This is a genomic window from Nocardioides conyzicola, from assembly GCF_039543825.1.
GTDB classification, from domain to species: domain Bacteria; phylum Actinomycetota; class Actinomycetes; order Propionibacteriales; family Nocardioidaceae; genus Nocardioides; species Nocardioides conyzicola.
The window spans coordinates 489,748-509,501 of sequence record NZ_BAABKM010000002.1 but is presented as its reverse complement, the minus strand read 5'-3'; the positions used below and the strand labels follow the sequence as shown (position 1 = coordinate 509,501).

Annotated in this window: 22 protein-coding genes and 1 other RNA gene; 19 read left to right on the top strand and 4 right to left on the bottom strand. The window is 71.7% G+C overall.

What is annotated here, in order from left to right; genetic code table 11:
• Positions 1–6 precede the first annotated feature (6 nt).
• The 12 genes from ftsX to ABEA34_RS05435 all read left to right on the top strand — a co-directional run bounded on the left by ftsX (position 7) and on the right by ABEA34_RS05435 (position 11,269).
• Positions 7–918 (top strand): permease-like cell division protein FtsX, encoded by a 912-nt coding sequence (ftsX, locus tag ABEA34_RS05490; protein ID WP_345520046.1) that lies wholly within the window; start codon positions 7–9, stop codon positions 916–918.
• 55 nt (positions 919–973) lie between these two features.
• Entirely contained in the window at positions 974–2,236 is a 1,263-nt protein-coding gene (locus ABEA34_RS05485) for a peptidoglycan DD-metalloendopeptidase family protein (RefSeq protein ID WP_345520044.1), read from the top strand.
• Positions 2,237–2,268: 32 nt separating this feature from the next.
• Entirely contained in the window at positions 2,269–2,748 is a 480-nt protein-coding gene (gene smpB / locus ABEA34_RS05480) for an SsrA-binding protein SmpB (protein WP_345520042.1), read from the top strand.
• Positions 2,741–3,631 (top strand): amidohydrolase family protein, encoded by an 891-nt coding sequence (locus ABEA34_RS05475; protein ID WP_345520040.1) that lies wholly within the window; start codon positions 2,741–2,743, stop codon positions 3,629–3,631. The genes smpB and ABEA34_RS05475 overlap by 8 nt, the downstream gene beginning before the upstream one ends.
• Positions 3,628–3,996: a DNA polymerase ligase N-terminal domain-containing protein gene (locus ABEA34_RS05470; RefSeq protein ID WP_345520038.1), complete on the top strand. Its 369-nt coding sequence runs from the start codon at positions 3,628–3,630 to the stop codon at positions 3,994–3,996. The genes ABEA34_RS05475 and ABEA34_RS05470 overlap by 4 nt, the downstream gene beginning before the upstream one ends.
• 43 nt (positions 3,997–4,039) lie before the next feature.
• Positions 4,040–4,410: a transfer-messenger RNA gene (gene ssrA, locus ABEA34_RS05465) on the top strand.
• A gap of 170 nt (positions 4,411–4,580) precedes the next feature.
• Positions 4,581–5,822, top strand: coding sequence for a lytic transglycosylase domain-containing protein (locus tag ABEA34_RS05460; RefSeq protein WP_345520035.1), 1,242 nt, complete (start codon positions 4,581–4,583; stop codon positions 5,820–5,822).
• Between the two features lie 95 nt (positions 5,823–5,917).
• Positions 5,918–7,438 carry a PP2C family protein-serine/threonine phosphatase gene (locus tag ABEA34_RS05455; protein ID WP_345520033.1) on the top strand — a complete coding sequence of 507 codons (1,521 nt, stop codon included), beginning with the start codon at positions 5,918–5,920 and terminating at the stop codon, positions 7,436–7,438.
• A 51-nt stretch (positions 7,439–7,489) separates the two neighbouring features.
• Complete coding sequence (locus ABEA34_RS05450) at positions 7,490–8,875, top strand: M15 family metallopeptidase (protein WP_345520031.1); 1,386 nt, start codon at positions 7,490–7,492, stop codon at positions 8,873–8,875.
• A gap of 9 nt (positions 8,876–8,884) precedes the next feature.
• Positions 8,885–9,298 carry an HIT family protein gene (locus tag ABEA34_RS05445; RefSeq protein ID WP_345520029.1) on the top strand — a complete coding sequence of 138 codons (414 nt, stop codon included), beginning with the start codon at positions 8,885–8,887 and terminating at the stop codon, positions 9,296–9,298.
• 75 nt (positions 9,299–9,373) lie between these two features.
• Positions 9,374–10,141, top strand: coding sequence for an SDR family NAD(P)-dependent oxidoreductase (locus ABEA34_RS05440; protein WP_345520027.1), 768 nt, complete (start codon positions 9,374–9,376; stop codon positions 10,139–10,141).
• Positions 10,142–10,252: 111 nt separating this feature from the next.
• On the top strand, positions 10,253–11,269 hold the full coding sequence (locus ABEA34_RS05435; protein ID WP_345520025.1) for a DUF3048 domain-containing protein: 1,017 nt from the start codon (positions 10,253–10,255) through the stop codon (positions 11,267–11,269).
• Between the two features lie 11 nt (positions 11,270–11,280).
• On the opposite strand, the gene ABEA34_RS05430 is transcribed toward ABEA34_RS05435, so the two are convergent.
• Complete coding sequence (locus tag ABEA34_RS05430) at positions 11,281–11,976, bottom strand: TetR/AcrR family transcriptional regulator (protein ID WP_345520023.1); 696 nt, start codon at positions 11,974–11,976, stop codon at positions 11,281–11,283.
• 149 nt (positions 11,977–12,125) lie between these two features.
• Here ABEA34_RS05430 and ABEA34_RS05425 point away from each other — a divergent pair, with 149 nt between their 5' ends.
• The 5 genes from ABEA34_RS05425 (at position 12,126) to ABEA34_RS05405 (ending at position 16,098) form a co-directional block, all read left to right on the top strand.
• Positions 12,126–12,647 (top strand): hypothetical protein, encoded by a 522-nt coding sequence (locus ABEA34_RS05425; protein ID WP_345520021.1) that lies wholly within the window; start codon positions 12,126–12,128, stop codon positions 12,645–12,647.
• Between the two features lie 127 nt (positions 12,648–12,774).
• Entirely contained in the window at positions 12,775–13,332 is a 558-nt protein-coding gene (locus ABEA34_RS05420) for a YqgE/AlgH family protein (RefSeq protein WP_345520019.1), read from the top strand.
• A gap of 54 nt (positions 13,333–13,386) precedes the next feature.
• Positions 13,387–13,647: a DUF3039 domain-containing protein gene (locus tag ABEA34_RS05415; RefSeq protein WP_425576859.1), complete on the top strand. Its 261-nt coding sequence runs from the start codon at positions 13,387–13,389 to the stop codon at positions 13,645–13,647.
• Positions 13,644–15,440: a DEAD/DEAH box helicase gene (locus tag ABEA34_RS05410; protein WP_345520017.1), complete on the top strand. Its 1,797-nt coding sequence runs from the start codon at positions 13,644–13,646 to the stop codon at positions 15,438–15,440. Before ABEA34_RS05415 ends, ABEA34_RS05410 begins: the two co-directional genes overlap by 4 nt.
• 19 nt (positions 15,441–15,459) lie before the next feature.
• A complete protein-coding gene (locus ABEA34_RS05405; protein WP_345520015.1) occupies positions 15,460–16,098 on the top strand; it encodes an IclR family transcriptional regulator in 639 nt (212 codons plus the stop codon).
• Position 16,099: 1 nt separating this feature from the next.
• Here ABEA34_RS05405 and ABEA34_RS05400 read toward each other — a convergent pair whose 3' ends face one another.
• Entirely contained in the window at positions 16,100–16,615 is a 516-nt protein-coding gene (locus tag ABEA34_RS05400) for a MarR family winged helix-turn-helix transcriptional regulator (RefSeq protein ID WP_345520013.1), read from the bottom strand.
• Positions 16,616–16,706: 91 nt separating this feature from the next.
• Here ABEA34_RS05400 and ABEA34_RS05395 point away from each other — a divergent pair, with 91 nt between their 5' ends.
• Complete coding sequence (locus tag ABEA34_RS05395; protein WP_345520011.1) at positions 16,707–17,348, top strand: FMN-dependent NADH-azoreductase; 642 nt, start codon at positions 16,707–16,709, stop codon at positions 17,346–17,348.
• On the opposite strand, the gene ABEA34_RS05390 is transcribed toward ABEA34_RS05395, so the two are convergent.
• Complete coding sequence (locus tag ABEA34_RS05390; protein ID WP_345520009.1) at positions 17,325–17,795, bottom strand: Lrp/AsnC family transcriptional regulator; 471 nt, start codon at positions 17,793–17,795, stop codon at positions 17,325–17,327. The genes ABEA34_RS05395 and ABEA34_RS05390 overlap by 24 nt on opposite strands.
• Positions 17,796–17,877: 82 nt before the next feature.
• Here ABEA34_RS05390 and hppD point away from each other — a divergent pair, with 82 nt between their 5' ends.
• Positions 17,878–19,086 (top strand): 4-hydroxyphenylpyruvate dioxygenase, encoded by a 1,209-nt coding sequence (gene hppD, locus ABEA34_RS05385; protein ID WP_345520007.1) that lies wholly within the window; start codon positions 17,878–17,880, stop codon positions 19,084–19,086.
• Here the strand turns inward: hppD and ABEA34_RS05380 are convergent.
• Entirely contained in the window at positions 19,083–19,748 is a 666-nt protein-coding gene (locus tag ABEA34_RS05380; RefSeq protein WP_345520005.1) for an SIMPL domain-containing protein, read from the bottom strand. The two genes, hppD and ABEA34_RS05380, sit on opposite strands and share 4 nt — an antisense overlap.
• Positions 19,749–19,754 lie beyond the last annotated feature (6 nt).

The window sequence follows — 19,754 nt, the reverse complement described above, 5'->3', positions numbered from 1 at the left end:
CCCCCCATGCAGCTCCGTTACGTCTTCTCCGAGCTCCGGCAGAGCCTCCGGCGCAACCTGTCGATGCACATCGCCGTCATCCTCACGCTCTTCGTGTCGTTGACGCTGGTCGGCTTCGGCATCCTGATGCGGGAGCAGTCGGTCAAGGCCACCGACCAGTGGGGCTCGGAGCTCCAGATCACGGTCTTCCTGTGCAAGGCGCGCGACGACAACCCGGCCTGCACCGGTGAGGTCACCGACACGCAGAAGCAGGCGATCGCCGACGTCGTGGACAAGAGCTCCGAGGTCGACAAGTACCGGTTCGAGTCCAAGCAGGAGGCCTTCGACAAGGTCAAGGAGCTGCTCGGTCCGGAGAAGTTCGAGGGCCCCAACCCGGCCGCGACCGCCGAGGACATGCCCCAGTCGATCTGGATCACGCTCAACGACCCGGACGAGTACAAGGGGATCACCAGCGCCATCGTCGGTCTCGACGGCGTCAGCAGCGTGCGCGACCAGCGCGAGGTGGTCGGGCCGATCCTCAAGAGCATGAGGCTGCTGCAGTTCGGGGCCGCCACGGTGGCCATCGTCCTGATCTTCGCGGCCCTGCTGCTGGTGGCCAACACGATCCGGCTCGCCGTGTTCGCGAGACGCCGCGAGATCGGCATCATGCGGCTGGTCGGAGCCTCGACGCTCTACATCCGGCTTCCCTTCCTGCTCGAGGCCCTGGTGACCGCAGCGATCTCCGTCGTGCTGGTCGGATCGACGCTCGCGGCGATCATGTACTTCGGTGTCGAGCAGCGGCTGCAGCAGTCGGTGGGCTTCATCCCGTGGATCGACTGGTCGAACCTGTGGAGGGCCCTGACCTGGATCGCGATCCTCGCGCCCATCCTTACCCTGGTCCCGACACTCTTGGTGAGCCGCAAATCCCTCAAAGTCTGATCCCCGCACGTTACGGTCGAGCCGTTCACTTCCCCGAACACGTGAAGGCAGACCGGTGCGTCTCTTCCCCCGTACCGCACGCCGTCGCCTGGTCGCGGCCACGGCCGCGTGCACCCTGGCGCTCGGTGCGCTCGCCGTACCCCTGGCGCTCGCCGACGACGGCAAGGACCTCAAGGACCGTCAGAAGGACGCCCAGCACCAGGTCAAGGCCGCCGAGCAGGACCTCGACGAGTCCAGCTCGCGGCTGCGCCGCGCCCACCAGGCGGTCGAGCGGGCCCGGACGGCGCTGCACAGCGCCCGGTCGGACCTGAAGGTCGCCAAGGCCAAGCTCGCGGCGGCCCAGGTGCGCGACGACCAGATGCAGCAGCGGCTCGAGGAGGCCGAGGCCCGGCTCCAGACCGCCCAGCAGGACCTGGCCGACGGCACCGCGGCGCTCGCCGCGCAGCGCCTGACCCTGACCGACACGATCACCGACATCTACGAGGGCGACGACCCGGCACTGCTCGGGTTCTCGAGCCTGATGAAGTCCCGCTCGACCGCCGACCTCACCCGGCAGCAGGCGTTCAACGACGTCGTCGTCAACCGCCAGTCCAACGCGTACGCCGACCTGCACGCGGCCGAGGTGCTCCTCCAGGTGCGCGAGCACCAGGTCCAGACGGCGCGCGACGACGTCGAGGCCCAGCGTGCCGAGGCCGCCGAGCACCTCGTGACGATGCAGGGCCTGCGCGAGGACAGCCGCGCGGCGCTCGAGAAGGTCGAGGCGCTCGTCGTCAGCCGGATCGCCGCGGGCGAGGCGGCCACGAAGGCCCGGCAGCGCGACCTGCGCGACCTGCGCGAGGCCAAGAAGCGCGAGCAGCACGTCCGGCAGCTGATCCTCGCCGCGGCCCGTCGCTCACGCGGTGGCTACAACGGCCCGACCAACGGGCTGTTCATCCGACCGGTGCCGGGCGCGATCACCTCGCCGTTCGGCTACCGCGAGCACCCGATCTATCACTACTGGGGCCTCCACGACGGCACCGACTTCGGCGTCTCGTGCGGCGAGAACATGCGCGCGATCGCCGGGGGCACCGTGATCGCGAAGTTCTGGTCCAACGTCTACGGCAACCGGCTCTACCTCTCGCTGGGCAACATCAACGGCAAGAACATCACCGCCGTCTACAACCACGCGACCGGCTACCGGGTCGGCGTCGGCGACCACGTCAGCCAGGGCGAGACCGTCGGGTACGTCGGCTCGACCGGCTGGTCCACCGGCTGCCACCTGCACTTCACGATCCTGGTCAACGGCACCGCCGTGGACCCGATGAAGTGGCTGCCGTGATTCGGGTTGCTCGCTGCTGAGAGAATGGTCGAATGGCCAAGGAGCAGGGACACAAGCCGGTCGCGCAGAACAAGAAGGCGCGGCACGACTACCTCATCGAGGACACCTATGAGGCGGGGCTCGTCCTCATGGGCACCGAGGTGAAGTCGCTGCGCCAGGGCCGTGCCTCGCTGGTGGACGGGTTCGTCGACATCGACGGCCACGAGGCCTGGCTGCACGGCGTGCACATCCCGGAGTACACCCAGGGCACCTGGACCAACCACTCCGCCCGCCGCAAGCGCAAGCTCCTCCTCAACCGCGACGAGATCGACAAGATCGAGCGGCGCGTCAACGAGAAGGGCCTGACCGTCATCCCGCTCTCGCTGTACTTCAAGGACGGCCGCGCGAAGGTCGAGATCGCCCTCGCCAAGGGCAAGAAGTCGTGGGACAAGCGGCATGCCCTCGCCGAGCGGCAGGCCGACCGCGAGATCCAGCAGGACATCGGTCGACGCGCGAAGGGCATGCGTGACTGACGGGTCGTCCGACGCCGACGTCCTCGACGTCCGGGCGTTCTGGCAGGGGCTCGGCCTGCCCGGGCTCTTCGACGTCCACACCCACTTCCTCCCGCCCAACATCGAGCGCAAGGTCTGGGCGCAGTTCGACGAGGCCGGCCCGAAGATCGGCCGCCCGTGGCCGATCCGCTACCGGCAGCCGGTCGCGGACCGGGTCGACCTGCTGCGCAGCTTCGGCGTACGCCGCTTCTCGTCGCTGCCCTACGCCCACAAGCCCGGCATCGCGACGTACCTGAACGACTGGGCGCGCGGCTTCGCCATGGACGTGCCTGAATCCCTGTGGTCGGCGACGTTCTACCCCGAGCCCGAGGCGCCGGCGTACGTGGAGGCGCTGGTGGCCGACGGCGTCGAGGTCTTCAAGGTGCACGTCCAGGTGGGGGAGTTCCGCCTCGACGACCCGCTCCTCCACCCGGTCTGGGGCACCCTTGCCGAGTCCGGCACCCCGGTGGTGATCCATGCCAGTGCCGCGCCGGTCGGCAACGCCTTCACCGGACCCGCGCCGTTGGAGCGCGTGCTGCACCGGCACCCGCTGCTCACGGCGGTCGTCGCCCACCTCGGCGCGCCCGACTACCTGGCGTTCTGCGACCTCGCGGACCGGTTCGAGCGGGTGCACCTCGACACCACGATGGTCTTCACCGACTTCTGGGAGACGAGCTATCCGGCGGAGCTCGGCGCCCGCCTGCTCGACCTGCAGGACCGGGTGCTGCTCGGCTCGGACTTCCCGACGATCCCCTACCCCTACGCCCACCAGCTCGAGGGTCTCGCCCGGCTCGACCTCGGTGGCGCCTGGCTGCGCGACGTCTGCTGGCACAACGGCCACCGGCTGCTGGGGGAGACGCGATGATCTTCGTCGTGCAGCTGCACCAGGCGACGACGCTGCACTACGACCTGCGCCTCGAGGTCGACGGCGTGCTGGCGTCCTGGGCGGTGCCCAAGGAGCCGTCGCTGGACCCGCGGGTGAAGCGGCTCGCGGTCCAGGTCGGCGACCACGAGCTCGAGCACGCGACGTACGAGGACGACCACAAGTCGATCTGGGACCACGGCACCTACGACAGCCTGACCGCGCCGGACGCCGCGACCGCGATCGCCGCCGGGCACCTGAAGTTCGAGCTGCACGGCACCCGGCTCAACGGCGTCTTCGCGCTCACCCGCACCCACATGGGCGGGAACGCGAAGAACTGGATCCTGGTCAAGGTCGCAACTGCTTAGGACTCGCGTGCTCCGACCCGTAGACTGGTCCCACAACTCAAGAGGGGCTGATCGGTTTCGACTTGGGACGTTAGTTCCAGGGGAAGCGGGTCGAGAAGCCAACGTCATCTCGTAAACGATCGTTGGAAACCTATAACTGCCAACACCAATCGCAGTTCCTTCGCTCTCGCTGCCTGAGCAGTGATCGAAGCGTCAGTCCGGGCACCCGTCTCCGTCCCGGGTCCTGACGTCATCTAGGAGACTTGCTGCTCACTCCGTGTCGCGGAGGGTGAGCGGGACTATTCCGTGACTGAGCCTGTCGGGGACGTGTCCGTGCGAGCCCCGAGGCCGAGAAAAGCGACATCACGGACTGCACCCGGAGAAGACCTGGATCGGCGCTCGAGGACCGGGGTTCGATTCCCCGCAGCTCCACTCGTTCCGCCCTCTTGAAGAAGCGTGGTTGTTCCGACTCACCAGGTGAGTCGGAACGACCACGCTTCGCCATGCGCTCCGTCGGTCGCCCGATCGGTGACGTCATCGGCGGGTCGCCGTCAGGTCGCGGTGGGTGCCCCATCGGTTCACCTTCGCCATCAAGCATCCGCAGCGTGCTCCGACCCGCCCGCCTGGCACTGACCACGGCTGCTGTCCTCGTCCCGATCGCCGTCGCCACCGGATCCGGTGCCCCGCCGGCGCCGGTCGCGGCACCCGTCGTGTCCGACCCTCCGGTCGCCGCTCCCGCGGCTCCGGCCACCCTGGGGGCGACCCCGCCGCCGACGGTCGCGCCCAGCGCGCTGGCCGCCATGCGGCGAACGCCGCTGGCAGAGAGCGGTGCCGTCGACGCGGCCGACATCCCGTTGACCGCGCTCGCGGCGTACCAGCGAGCAGTGACGGTCGTGTCCCAGGTCGACGCATCGTGCGGCCTCACGTGGGAGCTCCTCGCCGCAGTCGGTCGGGTCGAGTCCGACCACGGGCGGACCGGTGGGTCGACGCTCGGCGCGGACGGCACGAGCAGCCCGCGGATCCGCGGCCCTGTCCTGGACGGCACCGGGCCGCTGGCTGCGGTGACCGACAGCGACGCGGGCGGGGTCGACGGCAACGACCGGTGGGACCGGGCCGTCGGGCCGATGCAGTTCCTGCCCTCGACCTGGACCGTGGTGGGCGTCGACGCGGACGGCGACGGCGCTCGGTCGGCCGACGACCTCGACGACGCCGCGCTGGGGGCAGCGGTCTACCTCTGCGCGGGCTCGGAGGACCTGGCGACCGCGGACGGCGCGCGGTCCGCGCTGCTCCGCTACAACCCCTCCGCGGCGTACGCGACCCGGGTGCTCGAGGTGGCGCACGCGTACGAGCAGGGGAGGGCCCCGGTCCCGACGGTCACGCCGGTCGAGACGACGGCCGCCCGTCAGCACCCGTCAGAGACGTCGGACCGCCCCCCTCGGCACGCCCATCCCGACACGGCTGTGTTCGCGGTCGAGCACCCCGCGGGTGGTGCGAAGCCGGCGAAGCCGCCCACCCCGCAACCGCCGCCCTTCGAGCCGGCGCCCGCCGAGCCGACCCCGGAGCCGACCCCGGAGCCGGTCGTGCTGGCTGGTCTGCTCGCCCCGTGCGTCGGCGACGCCGACGCGTGGTGCGTCGGTGACGACACGGTCGACCTCGGCGACGCGGCCCACCTGGCCGCACCGGCGCTCGCCGACCTCGACGCGGACGGCGTCGTCGAGAGCAACCGCGAGGAGATCACCGGTCTCGTCGGCACCCAGGTCACCGTCGTCGTCGCGGGCGGTACGGCGCCGGCCCGGGTCGTCGAGATCAACGGCATGGCGTACGCCGACCAGCCGGTGGCCCGCTGACGGCCTGCGGAGCGCGCCCCAGCCGCCGGGCCGCTCCTACCTCGGGAGTGGAGGTTCCGTGGATCGGGTGCGGACCGGGCTGATTGAATGCCGACGTGTCCGGACCCCGCGCGTCGTACTCCGCGCGCACGGTGGTGCGCGCGGTCGCGACCCTGGTCGTCGTGCTGTCGCTGGCGATCGGCGCACTCCTGGCGGTGACGGTGGTGCAGTTCGCCTCGGCCCAGGACAGGCTCGAGGACGAGCTCAACCCGGCGCGCGTCGAGCTCGGCACGGTCCTGGCGCTGTACGTCGACCAGGAGACCGCCGAGCGGGGCTACATCCTGACCGGGCGGCCCGACTTCCTGGAGCCGTACGACGCGGCCGGCCCGCAGATCGAGGCCCTGCTCGAACAGCTCCGTCGACAGGTGACGGGGACGGTCGACGAGCGCATCTCGGAGATGGACGAGGCCCACCGGAAGTGGCTCGCCGAGGCCGTGGAGCTGGAGCTCGCCGCCATGCGGGGCGGCGACCCCACGCGGGCCGAGGAGCTGGTCGCGGCCGGCGACGGCAAGAGGCTCTTCGACCAGGTCCGGAGCGCCCAGAAGGCGGCCGACCAGGCGATCGCCGCCGAGCAGCACGAGGCCACCCTCCGTGCCGACACGCTGCTCCGGCGGTTGTCGATCCTCCTCGGCTTCACGATCCTGGCGTTCCTCGCCACGGTGCTGCTGGGCGCCGGCGCCTTCAGCCGCCGGGTCCTGGGGCCGCTCGCCGACCTCGGCCGCAGCAGCCGGGCCGTCGCCGGTGGCGAGCTGCAGGTCGCGGTGCGCGGCACCGGCCCGCGGGAGGTCGCCGAGGTGGGCGAGGACGTCGACACGATGCGGCGCCACCTCCTCGACGAGCTCGACGCGACCCGCCGCGCCTCCGAGGCGCTGGTGCTGGGTCAGCCGGCCGTCCGCGCGCTGCAGACCGCCCTGTCGCAGCTGCCTCCCCTCGCCGAGGGCATCGAGGTCGGCTCGCAGATCGACTCGGCCGAGGGCGTGCTGGCCGGAGACTTCCTCGACATCGTCGACCTGGGGCGCGGCCAGGTCGCGGTGGTCCTCGGTGACGTGTCCGGCCACGGCCCGGAGGCGGCGGTGGTCGGCCTGCGGCTCAAGAGCGCGCTGTCGGCGATGCTCCGCCAGTCGGCCGCGCCCGACGTGCTCGCCGCCGTACGGGCGGGGCTCGAGGGAGAGGCCGAGCTGTTTGCCACGGTCTTCGTCGCCGTGGTCGACACGGTCGCGGACCAGCTGTCCTACGTGAACGCCGGTCACCCGCCGCCGCTCCTGGTCGTCGACGGCGACCTGATGGAGCTGGAGCCGACCGGTCCGCTCGTGAGCGGGGTGCTGACGGACGCCTTCTGGGAGGTCGAGAGCCGGCCGTTCGCACCCGGCGACGCGCTCGTCGTCTTCTCGGACGGCGTGATCGAGGCGCGGGACGCCGCCGGGGTCGAGTTCGGCATGCAGGGCGTCCAGTCGGTGCTCGCCGCCAGCGCCGGGCAGTCGCCCGCGAGGGTGGTCAACCGGATGCGCTCGGCGGTGCGCGACCACGCCGTCTCCCAGCGCGACGACGTGACGATCCTGGTGGCTCAACGGGACTAGCCCGCGCGCCCCGAGGGGTTCGGACGTGGGGCGCGTGGGAAAGTAGTGGCCATGTCTCTCGGGTCGCGGGTCGGTGTTGTGGTGTGCGCGATCGCGCTCGCCGTGGGTCTGATGCCGGCGGCCGGTGCCGCGGACAGCACGATCCTGACCCTCTCGGCGCCCGCGGCGTACGCCGACACCGCGACGACCCTCGGCCTCGTCCTCGCCGACGACGCGGGCAGCCCCCTCGCCGGCGCCCAGGTGGTGCTCGAGCGCCGCACCGGGGGAGCCTGGCAGCCGGTCGGCACGCTCACGACCGACGCCGAGGGCCGTGCCTCCGCCGCCCTGACCGTCTCCCGGGTGCCGGACGACAACGCCGTGCGTGCGACGTACGCCGGCGACGCGGAGCACCCGCCGATCACCCAGGAGGGCAGCCTCCCGATCAGGCTCCGCGCGGCGAAGGCCTCCCTCAGCGGACCGGCCAAGGTGGTCGACGAGAAGTCGGTCGTCCTGCGGGTGCGGTGGCTGACGACTGCCGGCCAGCCGGTCTCGGGCGACGTGCGGCTCTACCGCAAGCTCCCCGGCAAGCCGTGGCGGGCGTACGCCGTGGTCCCCACCGATGCCGACGGGCGCGGCTCCCTCAGGGTGACGCCGCGCACCGACACGCACTGGCAGGTGCGGGCACCCCGGCTCTCCTGGGTGCAGGCCGACCGCAGCACGGTGCTGGGCATCGACAACCGGCCGCCCGGCGAGCCCGTCAAGCTGCCGAAGGGGGCGCCGGCGCCACGGATCAAGCTGCCCGCCCAGCCGCACGCCGCGGGGGCCGGCGCCAACGTGCGGATCGGCGCGATCAGCAACGCGGTCTGGCGCCAGATGGTGGGCGTCTCGTGGCACAGCGGGTGCCCGGTGGGCCGCTCCGGCCTGCGGATCGTGCGTGTGAACTACTGGGATTACCACGGCTACCGCCGCCGCGGCGAGCTCGTCGCCAGCGCGGCTGCGGCCGGCGCGATGGGCGCGGCCCTGGCCGACATGTACCGCCACCAGCTGCCGATCCGGGCGATGTACCGCGTCGACCGGTTCGGTTGGAGCGGACGGTCGCGCGGAGGCGACGACTACGCCTCGATGGCCGCCGGCAACACCTCGGCCTTCAACTGCCGCGACGTGACCGGCCGCCCGGGCAACCGGTCGCCGCACTCGTGGGGAGGGTCGCTCGACGTCAACACGTGGGAGAACCCCTACCGCTCGGCCCGCGGCACCGTCCCCAACACCTGGTGGCAGCCGCGGTCGCACAAGCGGGTCGCGTGGCGCTCCAGCTCCCACGCCGTCGTCCGGATCATGGCGCGCCACGGCCTGCGCTGGACCTACGGCAACGGCGACACCCAGCACTTCGACTACGTCGGAGGCGGCGGCAAGCGGATGGTCTCCGGGCCCCCGGCCTGCACGCAGTACTGCGACTAGCGTGCCGGCATGACCGACCCGGACTGCGTCTTCTGCTCCATCGCCGCGGGCGACCTCCCGGCCGACCTCGTGCTGGACGAGGAGGACGTCGTGGCGTTCCTCGACCGTCGACCGGTCTTCAAGGGCCACGTGCTCCTGGTGCCCCGCGAGCACATCGTCACGCTGCCCGACCTCCCGGCGGCCCTCCGGGACCCGTTCCTGGCGGCCGGTCAGCGCCTGGCCACCGCGGTCGTGGAGGGGCTCGGCGCCCAGGGCAGCTTCGTCGCGATGAACAACACCGTCAGCCAGTCCGTCGCCCACCTGCACCTGCACGTCGTCCCGCGCACCAAGGGTGACGGCCTGCGCGGCTTCTTCTGGCCGCGCACGTCGTACGCCGAGGGGGAGGCCGCCGACTACGCCGCCCGCCTCCGTGCCGTGCTCTGACCCCGGGCGTCGAGGCCGTCGGGGCTGCCCTAATGTGGGGCAGCACCAGCCACCGAGCACTGAGGAGCAGCAGCGATGGGTCGTTTTGACGGACGGGTCGCGGTCGTCACCGGAGCAGCACGCGGGATCGGCTTCGGCACCGCGACGCGCTTCGCCGAGGAGGGCGCGTCCGTCGCGATCCTCGACCTCGACGAGGCCAGTGCCGCCGAGGCCGCGGCTAAGCTGCCGCTGGTCGACGGCGCCAAGGCCGTGGGCATCGGCACCGACGTGAGCGACACCGAGTCCGCCAACGCGGCCGTCGACCGGGTCGTGGCCGAGCTCGGCGGGATCCACATCCTCGTCAACAACGCCGGCGTCACCCGCGACAACCTGCTCTTCAAGATGACCGACGACGACTGGGACCTGGTCATGAACGTCCACCTGCGCGGTGCGTTCCTGATGACCCGTGCGGCCCAGACGCACTTCGTGGCCCAGAAGTACGGGAAGATCGTCAACCTCTCCAGCGTCTCCGCCCTCGGCAACCGCGGTCAGGCCAACTACTCGGCCGCCAAGATGGGCATCCAGGGCTTCACCCGCACGCTGGGCATCGAGCTCGGCCGGTACGGCGTGAACGCCAACGCGATCGCCCCCGGCTTCATCGCCACCGAGATGACCGACGCCACCGCCGCCCGGGTGGGCGTCAGCGTCGAGGACTTCCGCGCCGCCGCGGCCGAGCTCAACCCGGTCAAGCGGGTCGGCTACCCCGAGGACATCGCCGCCGCGGTCGCGTTCCTCTGCAGCGACGAGGCGTCGTACATCACCGGCCAGACGCTGTACGTCGACGGCGGCGCCAAGCTCGGCTAGCTCCGGGTCCGTCGACCCCCTGGGTGCGTAGGCGCGCCTCCCCACGTGGCACGATCGCGCCTGCACACTGAAGTCCACCAGATCGCAAGAGTTTCACGAACGGAGCGTCTCGTGCGCCGTGCCCAGCTGACCACCGCCCTCATCGCCGTGACGGGCCTCCTGCTCGCCGGCTGCGGGGGAGGGGGCGACTCCTCCGACGGGGACAAGAAGCCGGCCTCGCAGCAGGTCGCCAACAGCGAGGAGGTCGCGTCGACCTGGCCGCTGACCGGCCTCCCGGTCACCGGAGACGAGGCCGCCGAGAAGACCTACCCGGTGCTCGTCACCAAGATCGACAACACCTACTCCAGCGCCCCCCAGCTCGGCCTGAGCAAGGCCGACATGGTGGTCGAGGAGCTGGTCGAGGGTGGGCTGACCCGCCTCGCGGCGTTCTTCTACTCCGAGCTGCCGACCACGGTCGGCCCGGTCCGGTCGATGCGAGCCAGCGACATCGGGATCGTCTCCCCGGTCAAGGCCTCGGTCGTGACCAGCGGCGCCGCCGGTCGCACGATCGCGCGGATCAAGGGCGCAGGCATCCAGTTCTTCCAGGAGGGGGCCGCCGGCATCTCGCGCGACACCAGCCGCAGCGCGCCGTACAACGTCTTCGCCGACCTCACCACGGTCGCGAAGTCGGCCGAGAAGGACGCCAGCCGGCCCGAGGACTACCTGCCCTGGGGCGACGAGAAGGACTTCCCCGGCGGTCAGAAGGCCGTCAAGATCGCGGCCACCTTCGGCGGTGGGCACACCACGAACTGGACGTACGACGGCAAGGGCTACACCAACGAGAACACCTTCGCCGCGGACGGCGACCACTTCCCGGCCGACACGGTTCTCGTGCTGCGCGTGAAGGTCGGCGACGCCGGCTACCTCGACCCGGCGGGCAACCCGGTGCCGGAGACCAAGTTCACCGGCAAGGGCCAGGCCATGATCTTCCACGACGGCAAGCTCGTCCGGGGGACCTGGTCGAAGACGGACCTGAAGTCGCCGCTGACGCTGTCGACCCGGGCCGGCGACCTCACGGTGCCGGCCGGTCACACCTGGATCGAGCTGGTCCCGGCCGCGACCGGCAACGTCACCTTCACCAAGCAGTAGGCGGGGCGGGCTCAGCCCTCGTCGGCGAGCTCGCCGGCCGGCAGCTCCACGCCGCTCTCAGCCAGCGCGCGGAAGCCGGCGAGGATGAAGCTGATCGCGGTCTCCACGTTGGTCGCGGCCTGGATCGGGTCGGGCGCGCTCGAGACCGACTCGCCGGCCGACGACATGGCGCCGAAGAAGATCCGGGCGAAGGTCTGCTGGAGGTCCTCGTCCAGCTGCCACTCACCGGCGTTGAGGACCGAGCGCACGATCTCGAGGACGTTCGCGAAGGTCGAGCGCTCCTCCTGCTCGCGGTAGCGCTCGTAGCCGAGGACCGACGGGCCCTCCTGGATCACGATCCGCCGGTACCTCGCCTCCTGGACGACGTTGAGGAAGGCGCGCAGACCGGCCGTGGCCTTCTCCCAGGGGTCGCGGTGCCCCTTGAGGGCCTTCTGGATCGCGCGGGCGGCGTCGTCCTCGACCCGCTCGAAGACGGCCTCGAAGAGCGCCTGCTTGCCGCTGAAGTGGTGGTAGAGCGCGCCCTTGGTGACGTCGGCGCCGGCCACGATCGAGTCCAGCGAGGTCGCGGCGTACCCGCTCTCGGTGAAGAGCTGCTCGGCCACGTCCACCAGCGCCCGCTTGGTGGAGGCGGAGTACTGCTGCCGGCGGCCGGCGCCGGGGACGCCGGGCACGCGGGGGACGAGCTTGGAGACCGAGGACTTGCTCATGGTCACCGGAGCCTAATACCGACGGTCGGTATGCGTGACTCGGATCACCGGGCGGGAAGGTTGCATACCGGCGGTATGGCGACATACCTTGAGTACGTACTTACGGTATGTCTCGACCGAGACGACCGTCCTCCTGAAGGAGAGACACCATGACCTGGACGTCCTTCCACCGCCGCGGAGAGGTCCTCCGCGACGTCACCGCCAGCGCCAACCGCCGCCGCGACGGTCACCTCCCCATGGAGCTGACCGGTGTCGCCGAGACCTTCGGCGACGAGCTCACCCTGCTCGCCGCCCTGCAGCTGCGCTGGCACACCCGCCTCGCCGGCCGGATCGAGCGCGAGCTCCTGGCCGAGCCCATGGAGCTCGAGGACGCCGTCGTCGCCGCCTGGCACACGACGGCGGACGAGCTGCCCGGCGTCCTCGCGATCCTCGATCGCGAGCGGACCGCCCCCAGCACCCCCGAGATCTCCGAGGCGCTGGCCAAGGCCGCCGCCAAGGAGCACACCCTCCTCGCGATGATGTCCGGCCGCGTCAGCACCCCGGACGCCACCGCCGCGCGCATCGGAGCCGAGATCGAGGACCGGGCGCGGGCGACGTACGTCGTCGCTCCGGTCCCGGTGGCGGAGCCCAGCGGCTTCCTCCACCGCCTCAAGGCCGTGGTTGCGGCCTGACCCAGCTCGGCAGCCCCGGGGTCGACACCCTCCCTCCCCAGCGGTCCTCCCACCGCGCTCCCCGTCGGTCCCGGGGCTGTCGCCTGTCCGGGCGCCGTCCGGTCCGGGTCTGCGCGATGATGGACCCATGAGTGCGCCGATCGCCGGGATGCTGCTGGTGGCGACGCCTGCCCTGGTCGATCCCAACTTCGCCGACTCCGTCGTGCTGCTCCTCGACGTCGACGAGAACGGCGCCCTCGGCGTCGTGCTCAACCGCCCGTCGGGCGTGCCCGTCGACGCGGTGCTCGACGGCTGGGCACCGGTCGTCGCCGAGCCCGAGGTGCTCTTCCAGGGTGGCCCCGTCGGTGCGGACGGCGCCCTCGCCGTGGCCCTGCTCCGCGACCCCGAGGACGTGCCGGTCGGCTTCCGGTCCGTCAACGGCCGGCTCGGGCTGGTCGACCTGGACGCCCCGGTCGAGCTCCTCGAGGGCAGCCTCGCCGGGCTGCGCATCTTCGCCGGGTACGCCGGCTGGGGGGCCGCCCAGCTCGACGGCGAGATCGAGGAGGGCAGCTGGTACGTCGTGCCCGGCGAGATCGGGGACGCGTTCCGCACCGACACCTCCGACCTGTGGCGCGAGGTGCTGCGCCGCCAGCCCGGGGAGATGGCCTGGCACTCGACCCGGCCCGCCGACCCCGAGCTCAACTAGGCGCGCACGTCATGCCTGCTTGGCCTGTCCGCGTCCTCGATTAGAGTGGAGCCCGTGACCACCATCGGATTCTCGACAGACACGGATGTCCGGGAGGACCGCCGTACCGTCCCCACCGATGAGGGCGACCACGAGCGGTTCTCGCACTACGTGGAGAAGGACAAGCTCACCGAGGCCATGGTGATGGGGACTCCCGTCGTGGCCCTGTGCGGCAAGGTGTGGGTGCCCAGCCGGGCGCCGGAGAAGTTCCCGGTGTGCCCCGAGTGCAAGGACGCCTGGGACAGCCTCAACGACGACTCGGGCCCGAAGGAGTGACGGGTCGGCCCGAGGCCGACTCACTGCCGATCGCACTCACCCCGGCCTGGCCGGAGCGCGCGGCCTGGGGTACGGCGCCGTCGCTGCGTGCGTGGCAGACGACCGCGATGCGGCAGTACTTCGAGGAGCAACCGCGCGACTTCCTCGCCGTCGCGACGCCCGGCGCCGGCAAGACGACCTTCGCGCTGTCGGTCGCGGCCGAGCTGCTGGGCCGGCGGATCGTGGACCGGATCACCGTCGTCGCGCCGACCGAGCACCTCAAGCTCCAGTGGGCCGAGGCGGCCGCCCGCGCGGGCATCCCGATCGACCCGACGTACTCGGCCGGCAAGGGCAAGACGTCGCAGGACTTCGTCGGGATCGCCGTGACGTACGCCGGCGTGGCCGTCAACCCGCTCGCCATGCGGATCCGCACCGAGCGCTTCAAGACCCTGGTGATCCTCGACGAGGTCCACCACGCCGGCGACGCGCTGTCGTGGGGCGAGGGGGTGCGTGAGGCGTTCGAGCCCGCCACCCGCCGGCTCGCGCTGACCGGTACGCCGTTCCGCTCCGACATCAACCCGATCCCGTTCGTCACCTACGCACCTGGTGCCGACGGCGTGCCGCGCTCGGTCGCCGACTACACCTACGGCTACGCCCACGCGCTCGCCGACCACGTGGTCCGCCCGGTGCTCTTCATGGCCTACTCCGGTGAGATGACGTGGCGGACCCGGGCCGGCGACGAGATCGCCGCCCGGCTGGGCGAGCCGCTCACCAAGGACCTCACCGCGCAGGCCCTGCGCACCGCGCTCGACCCGAGCGGGTCCTGGATCCCCTCGGTGCTCGCGGCCGCGGACAGCCGCCTGACCGAGGTGCGCCGGCACGTCCCGGACGCGGGCGGCCTGGTGATCGCCTCCGACCAGGACACCGCGCGGTCCTATGCCAAGACCCTGAAGCAGATCACGGGGGAGCCCGCGACCGTGGTGCTCTCCGACGAGAAGGCGTCGTCGAAGAAGATCACCGAGTTCACCGACAGCGACCGGCGCTGGATGGTCGCCGTCCGCATGGTCTCCGAGGGTGTCGACGTGCCCCGGCTCGCCGTCGGGGTCTACGCGACCCGCACCTCCACGCCGCTCTTCTTCGCCCAGGCCGTGGGCCGTTTCGTGCGCGCGCGCAGCCGGGGGGAGACGGCGTCGGTCTTCCTGCCGTCCGTGCCGTCCCTGCTGGGCTTCGCCTCCGAGATGGAGGTCGAGCGCGACCACGTGCTGGGCCGCAAGGTCACCGACGAGGGCGACATCTTCGCCGCCGAGAACGACCTGCTCGCCGAGGCCAACGCCGGTGAGGGCGCGTCCGACGAGCTGGAGATGTCCTTCGAGGCGCTCGGGTCGGAGGCGCGGTTCGACCGGGTGCTCTTCGACGGCGGCGAGTTCGGCCATGCGGGCGAGGTGCACGTCGGGTCGGAGGAGGAGATGGACTTCCTCGGCATCCCGGGGCTCCTCGAGCCGGGCCAGATGCGCGAGCTGCTCCAGCAGCGGCAGACCGACCGGGCCAGGAAGCAGAAGGCCGCGCCGAAGCAGGAGCCCCGGGCCGGTGACTCGGTCGCCGAGGTGAGCACCCACGAGCAGCTGGCCGTCCTGCGCCGCGAGCTCAACGGGCTCGTGGCCGCGTGGCACCACCGGACCGGCCAGGCGCACGGCATCACCCACGCCGCGCTGCGCAAGGAGTGCGGCGGCCCGGCCGCCGCGGTCGCCACGGCCGACCAGCTGCACGCACGGATCGACCGGATCCGCGACTGGGCGACCCGCAAGAGCTCCTGACCTCCCTAGACTCGCGAACGTGCCGGCCGAGATCTCCCAGACGCTGGACCGCGGGTTGCGGGTCCTCGACGTGCTCGCGTCGACCCCGGACGGCCTGACGATGACGGAGCTGGCCGCGCGGATGGAGGTCAACCGCACCATCGTGCACCGCCTGGTCGCGACGCTCGAGGCCCGCGGGATGGTCCGCCGCGACGCGCACGGTCGGCTGCGGGTCGGCCTCGGGGTGCTGCGGCTGGGCGCCGCGGTGCAGCCCGTGCTGCGCGAGCTCGCCGTACCCGTGCTGCGCGACCTCGCCGAGGCCGTCGGCTGCACCGCCCACCTCACGGTCGCCGACGGCGACGAGGCGCTCGCGCTCGCGGTGGTCGAGCCGTCGTGGACCGACTTCCACGTCAGCTACCGGGTCGGGTCGCGGCACCCGCTCACGCAGGGCGCGGCGGGCAAGGCGATCATCCTGGTCCGCTCGGCCGACCCGGCGCCCTACGTGCTCACGATCGGCGAGCTCCAGTCCGGGGCCCGGGGGCTGGCCGCGCCGGTGCGCGGCGTACCCGGCCTGGAGGCCAGCGTCGGCATCGTCACCGTCGACCCCGGCGTCGACGCCGCCACGATCGGGCCGCTGGTCGAGCGCGCGGCGGCCGAGCTCGCGGAGCGGATGGCCTGAGTCACCGCCGGGCGGCGATGCGCCTCTGCAGGCGTTCGGACATCTCGGGGTCGGTGGCCCGGACGACCGCGCGGGCCGCGTCACCGAGGGCCATGAGCTGCTCGGGCGTGAGGACGTCGACGACCAGCCGCCGGGCCTCCCGCACGTGCCCGGGCGCCGCCTCCTCCAGCTTGCGCCGTCCGGCCGCGGTCAGGTGGGCCGCCGTACGGCGGCCGGCCTCGTTGCACTCGTGCCGCTCGACCCAGCCGGCCCCCTCGAGGCGCGACACCGCGTGGGAGAGGCGGGAGCGGGAGCCCTGGGCCATGGTCGCCAGCTCGCTCATCGGCAACGCGCCCGTCGGTGCCTCCGAGAGCGACGCGAGCACGTGGTACTCGAAGCTGTTGAGCCCGGAGTCGCGCTTGAGCTGGGCGTCGAGGGCGGCGGGCAGCGTCATCACCAGCCCGACCAGGGACGCCCAGTCGGGGAGCTGGTCGTCGTCGAGCCAGGGCACGTCGTCGGAGGCGGGTCGGTCGGGCACGGATCCAGCATATAAGGCGACTTGAACATTCAACTCGAACGTCGTACCGTCGTGTTGAACATTCAACCCCACCCTTTCCAGGAGACCCGCCATGACCCTGCTCCGCATCGACTCGTCCATCCAGGGGCCGGCCTCGTCCAGCGCCGCCCTTGCCGACCTCGTGCTGGAGGAGTTCCTCGCCGCCCGCCCCGACGAGCAGGTCGTGACCCGCCACCTGGGCGCCGACCCGCTGCCGTCCGACGCCTGGGCCAACGCGATCCACGGCTCGTTCACGCCCGAGGACCAGCGGACGCCGGCCCAGGTCGAGGCGCTCGCCCTCGCAGCCTCGCTCGCCGCCGAGCTCCAGGCCGCCGACGCCGTCGTGCTGGCGCTGCCGCTCTACAACTTCGGCATCTCGCAGCACGTGAAGACCTGGATCGACCTGGTGCTGGCCGGGGCCGGTGCAGGCACGCCGCTGCTCACCGGCAAGCCGGTCGTGCTGCTCACCACCCGCGGCGGCTCGTACGCACCGGGCACCCCCCGCGAGGGCTGGGACCACAACACCGACTACCTGCGCCGGATCCTCGTCGACGTGTGGCAGGCCGACCTGACCGTGGTCGAGCGCGAGTTCACCCTGGTCGGCGTCAACCCGGCCCTGGACGACTTCATCGAGCCGGCCGCCGTGATGAAGAAGGTCGCCGAGGAGGCCGCTGCCGAGGCCGGTCAGGTCCTAGCCGGTGGCCTCTCCCGCTAACGGCCGCACCCGGTAGGGCACCTGGGTCGCGAGCGCGATCACGGTCGAGGAGCGCACGATCGCCGGCGTCTCGAGGACGCGGTCGATGACGCGCTGGAGGTCGGTGTTGGAGCGCGCGACGACGCGCGCCCACAGGTCGCCGGCCCCGGTGATCGTGTGCACCTCGAGCACCTCGGGGATGCCCGCGAGGTGGGTGCCGACGGTGTCGTGCCCGCCCTGCCGGGTGTCCTGCCGGATCTCGAGCGTCAGGAAGGCCGTCACCGGGTAGCCGAGCGCCTCGGGGGACAGGTCCGGTCCCCACCCGGTGATCACACCCGTCGCCGCGAGCTTGTCGAGCCGGGCCTGCACGGTCCCGCGCGCGACGCCGAGCCGGCGGGACGCCTCCAGGACCCCGACTCGCGGGTCGTCGGCGAAGAGATCGATCAATCTGCGGTCGAGATCGTCCACTGTCTCCTCCGTCGCTGGGCAGGTTGTGCAGTGTTTCGGGCAACGATTGCACACTCTGCGCTATCCCGTCAGGCTCCGGGTCATGACGACCACCCATCACGCGCTGACCGCTGACGAGCTCAAGGCCGACCTCACGCTGGAGCAGCTCCAGCAGCTGGTCGGACTGGTGGAGTACGACGAGGAGGGCGACGTCTTCCCGGTGACCGGGTGGGACGCGATCGTCTTCGTGGTCGGCAACGCGACCCAGGCGGCGCACTACTACCAGTCCGCGTGGGGCATGGAGCTGGTCGCCTACTCCGGCCCCGAGCACGGCAACCGCGACCACAAGTCGTTCGTGCTGCGGTCCGGCTCGATCAAGTTCGTCCTCAACGGCGCCGTCGACCCGGACAGCGCGCTCGCCGACCACCACCGCCGCCACGGCGACGGCGTGGTCGACATCGCGCTGGAGGTCCCGGACGTCGACAAGTGCATCGCCCAGGCGCGACGCGCCGGCGCCCGCGTCGTCCGCGAGCCCGAGGACGTCACCGACGAGCACGGCACCGTCCGGATCGCCGCGATCGCGACGTACGGCGAGACCGTGCACACCCTCGTCGACCGCAGCCGGTACGACGGCCCGTACCTGCCCGGCTACGTCGCCCAGACCTCGACGTACCAGAAGCCGGTGGGCCAGCCCACGCGGCTCTTCCAGGCGCTCGACCACATCGTCGGCAACGTCGAGCTCGGCCACATGGACGAGTGGGTCGACTTCTACAACCGGGTCATGGGCTTCACCAACATGGCGGAGTTCATCGGCGACGACATCGCCACCGACTACTCCGCGCTGATGAGCAAGGTCGTCGCCAACGGCAACCACCGGGTGAAGTTCCCCCTCAACGAGCCGGCCGTCGCGAAGAAGAGGTCGCAGATCGACGAGTACCTCGACTTCTACCGCGGTGCCGGCGCCCAGCACCTCGCCGTGGCGACCAACGACATCCTCGCCTCGGTCGACGCCCTACGCGCCAACGGCGTGGAGTTCCTCAGCACGCCCGACTCCTACTACGAGGACCCCGAGCTCCGGGCCCGCATCGGCAACGTGCGCGCGCCCATCGAGGAGCTGCAGAAGCGCGGCATCCTGGTCGACCGCGACGAGGACGGCTACCTGCTGCAGATCTTCACCAAGCCGCTGGGGGACCGGCCGACGGTCTTCTTCGAGCTGATCGAGCGGCACGGCTCGCTCGGCTTCGGCAAGGGCAACTTCAAGGCGCTCTTCGAGGCGATCGAGCGCGAGCAGGATGCCCGGGGCAACCTCTAGCCTGCGACGAACCGGGCGTCCACGGTCGCCGAGACCGCGATGTCCTCGGGGGTGAAGGCAAGACCGCCGGCTTCGGCCTTGGCTGCTCGGGAGAACATCGCCTGACCGCCGCCGGACGTGCTGGTGGTGTTGTCGCCGAGCATCCCGGGGTCCGCGACCGCGACGCACCGGAGGTCGCCGAGGCCGAGCGCCCCGGCGTACGTCTCCGCCTTGCGGCGCGCCTCCTCGACCGCCCGAGTGCGGGCGGCGCCGATCGCGCCCTGCTTGGTCTGCGCGGTGAGCGCCCACTCGATGCCGTCGATGCGTACGCCGCGGTGGGCCGCCGCGCGCTCGACCCAGACCGCGAGGTCGTCGAAGTCGCGGAACTTGACGCGGGTCGTCGTCGAGGCGTGGTGCACCAGCGGCTTCTGCTCGCCCTTGTCGTTGAACGGGCGGTTGGACCAGACGCGGATGCGGTCGGTGGAGTACCAGGTGACCGGCCCGTGCGACGGGTCGTGGCGGGCGGCGATGCCGGCGACCAGCGCGGTCGTGCCCTGCGTGGTGCCGGCGACGACCGATGACCGCTCCGGTCCCTCGAACCCGACCGTCACCGTGACGGTGGCGCGCTCGGCCGGGTGGAACGAGTCGTAGCTGCCCTGGACGGTGATCACGGTCTCGGCCATGGACCG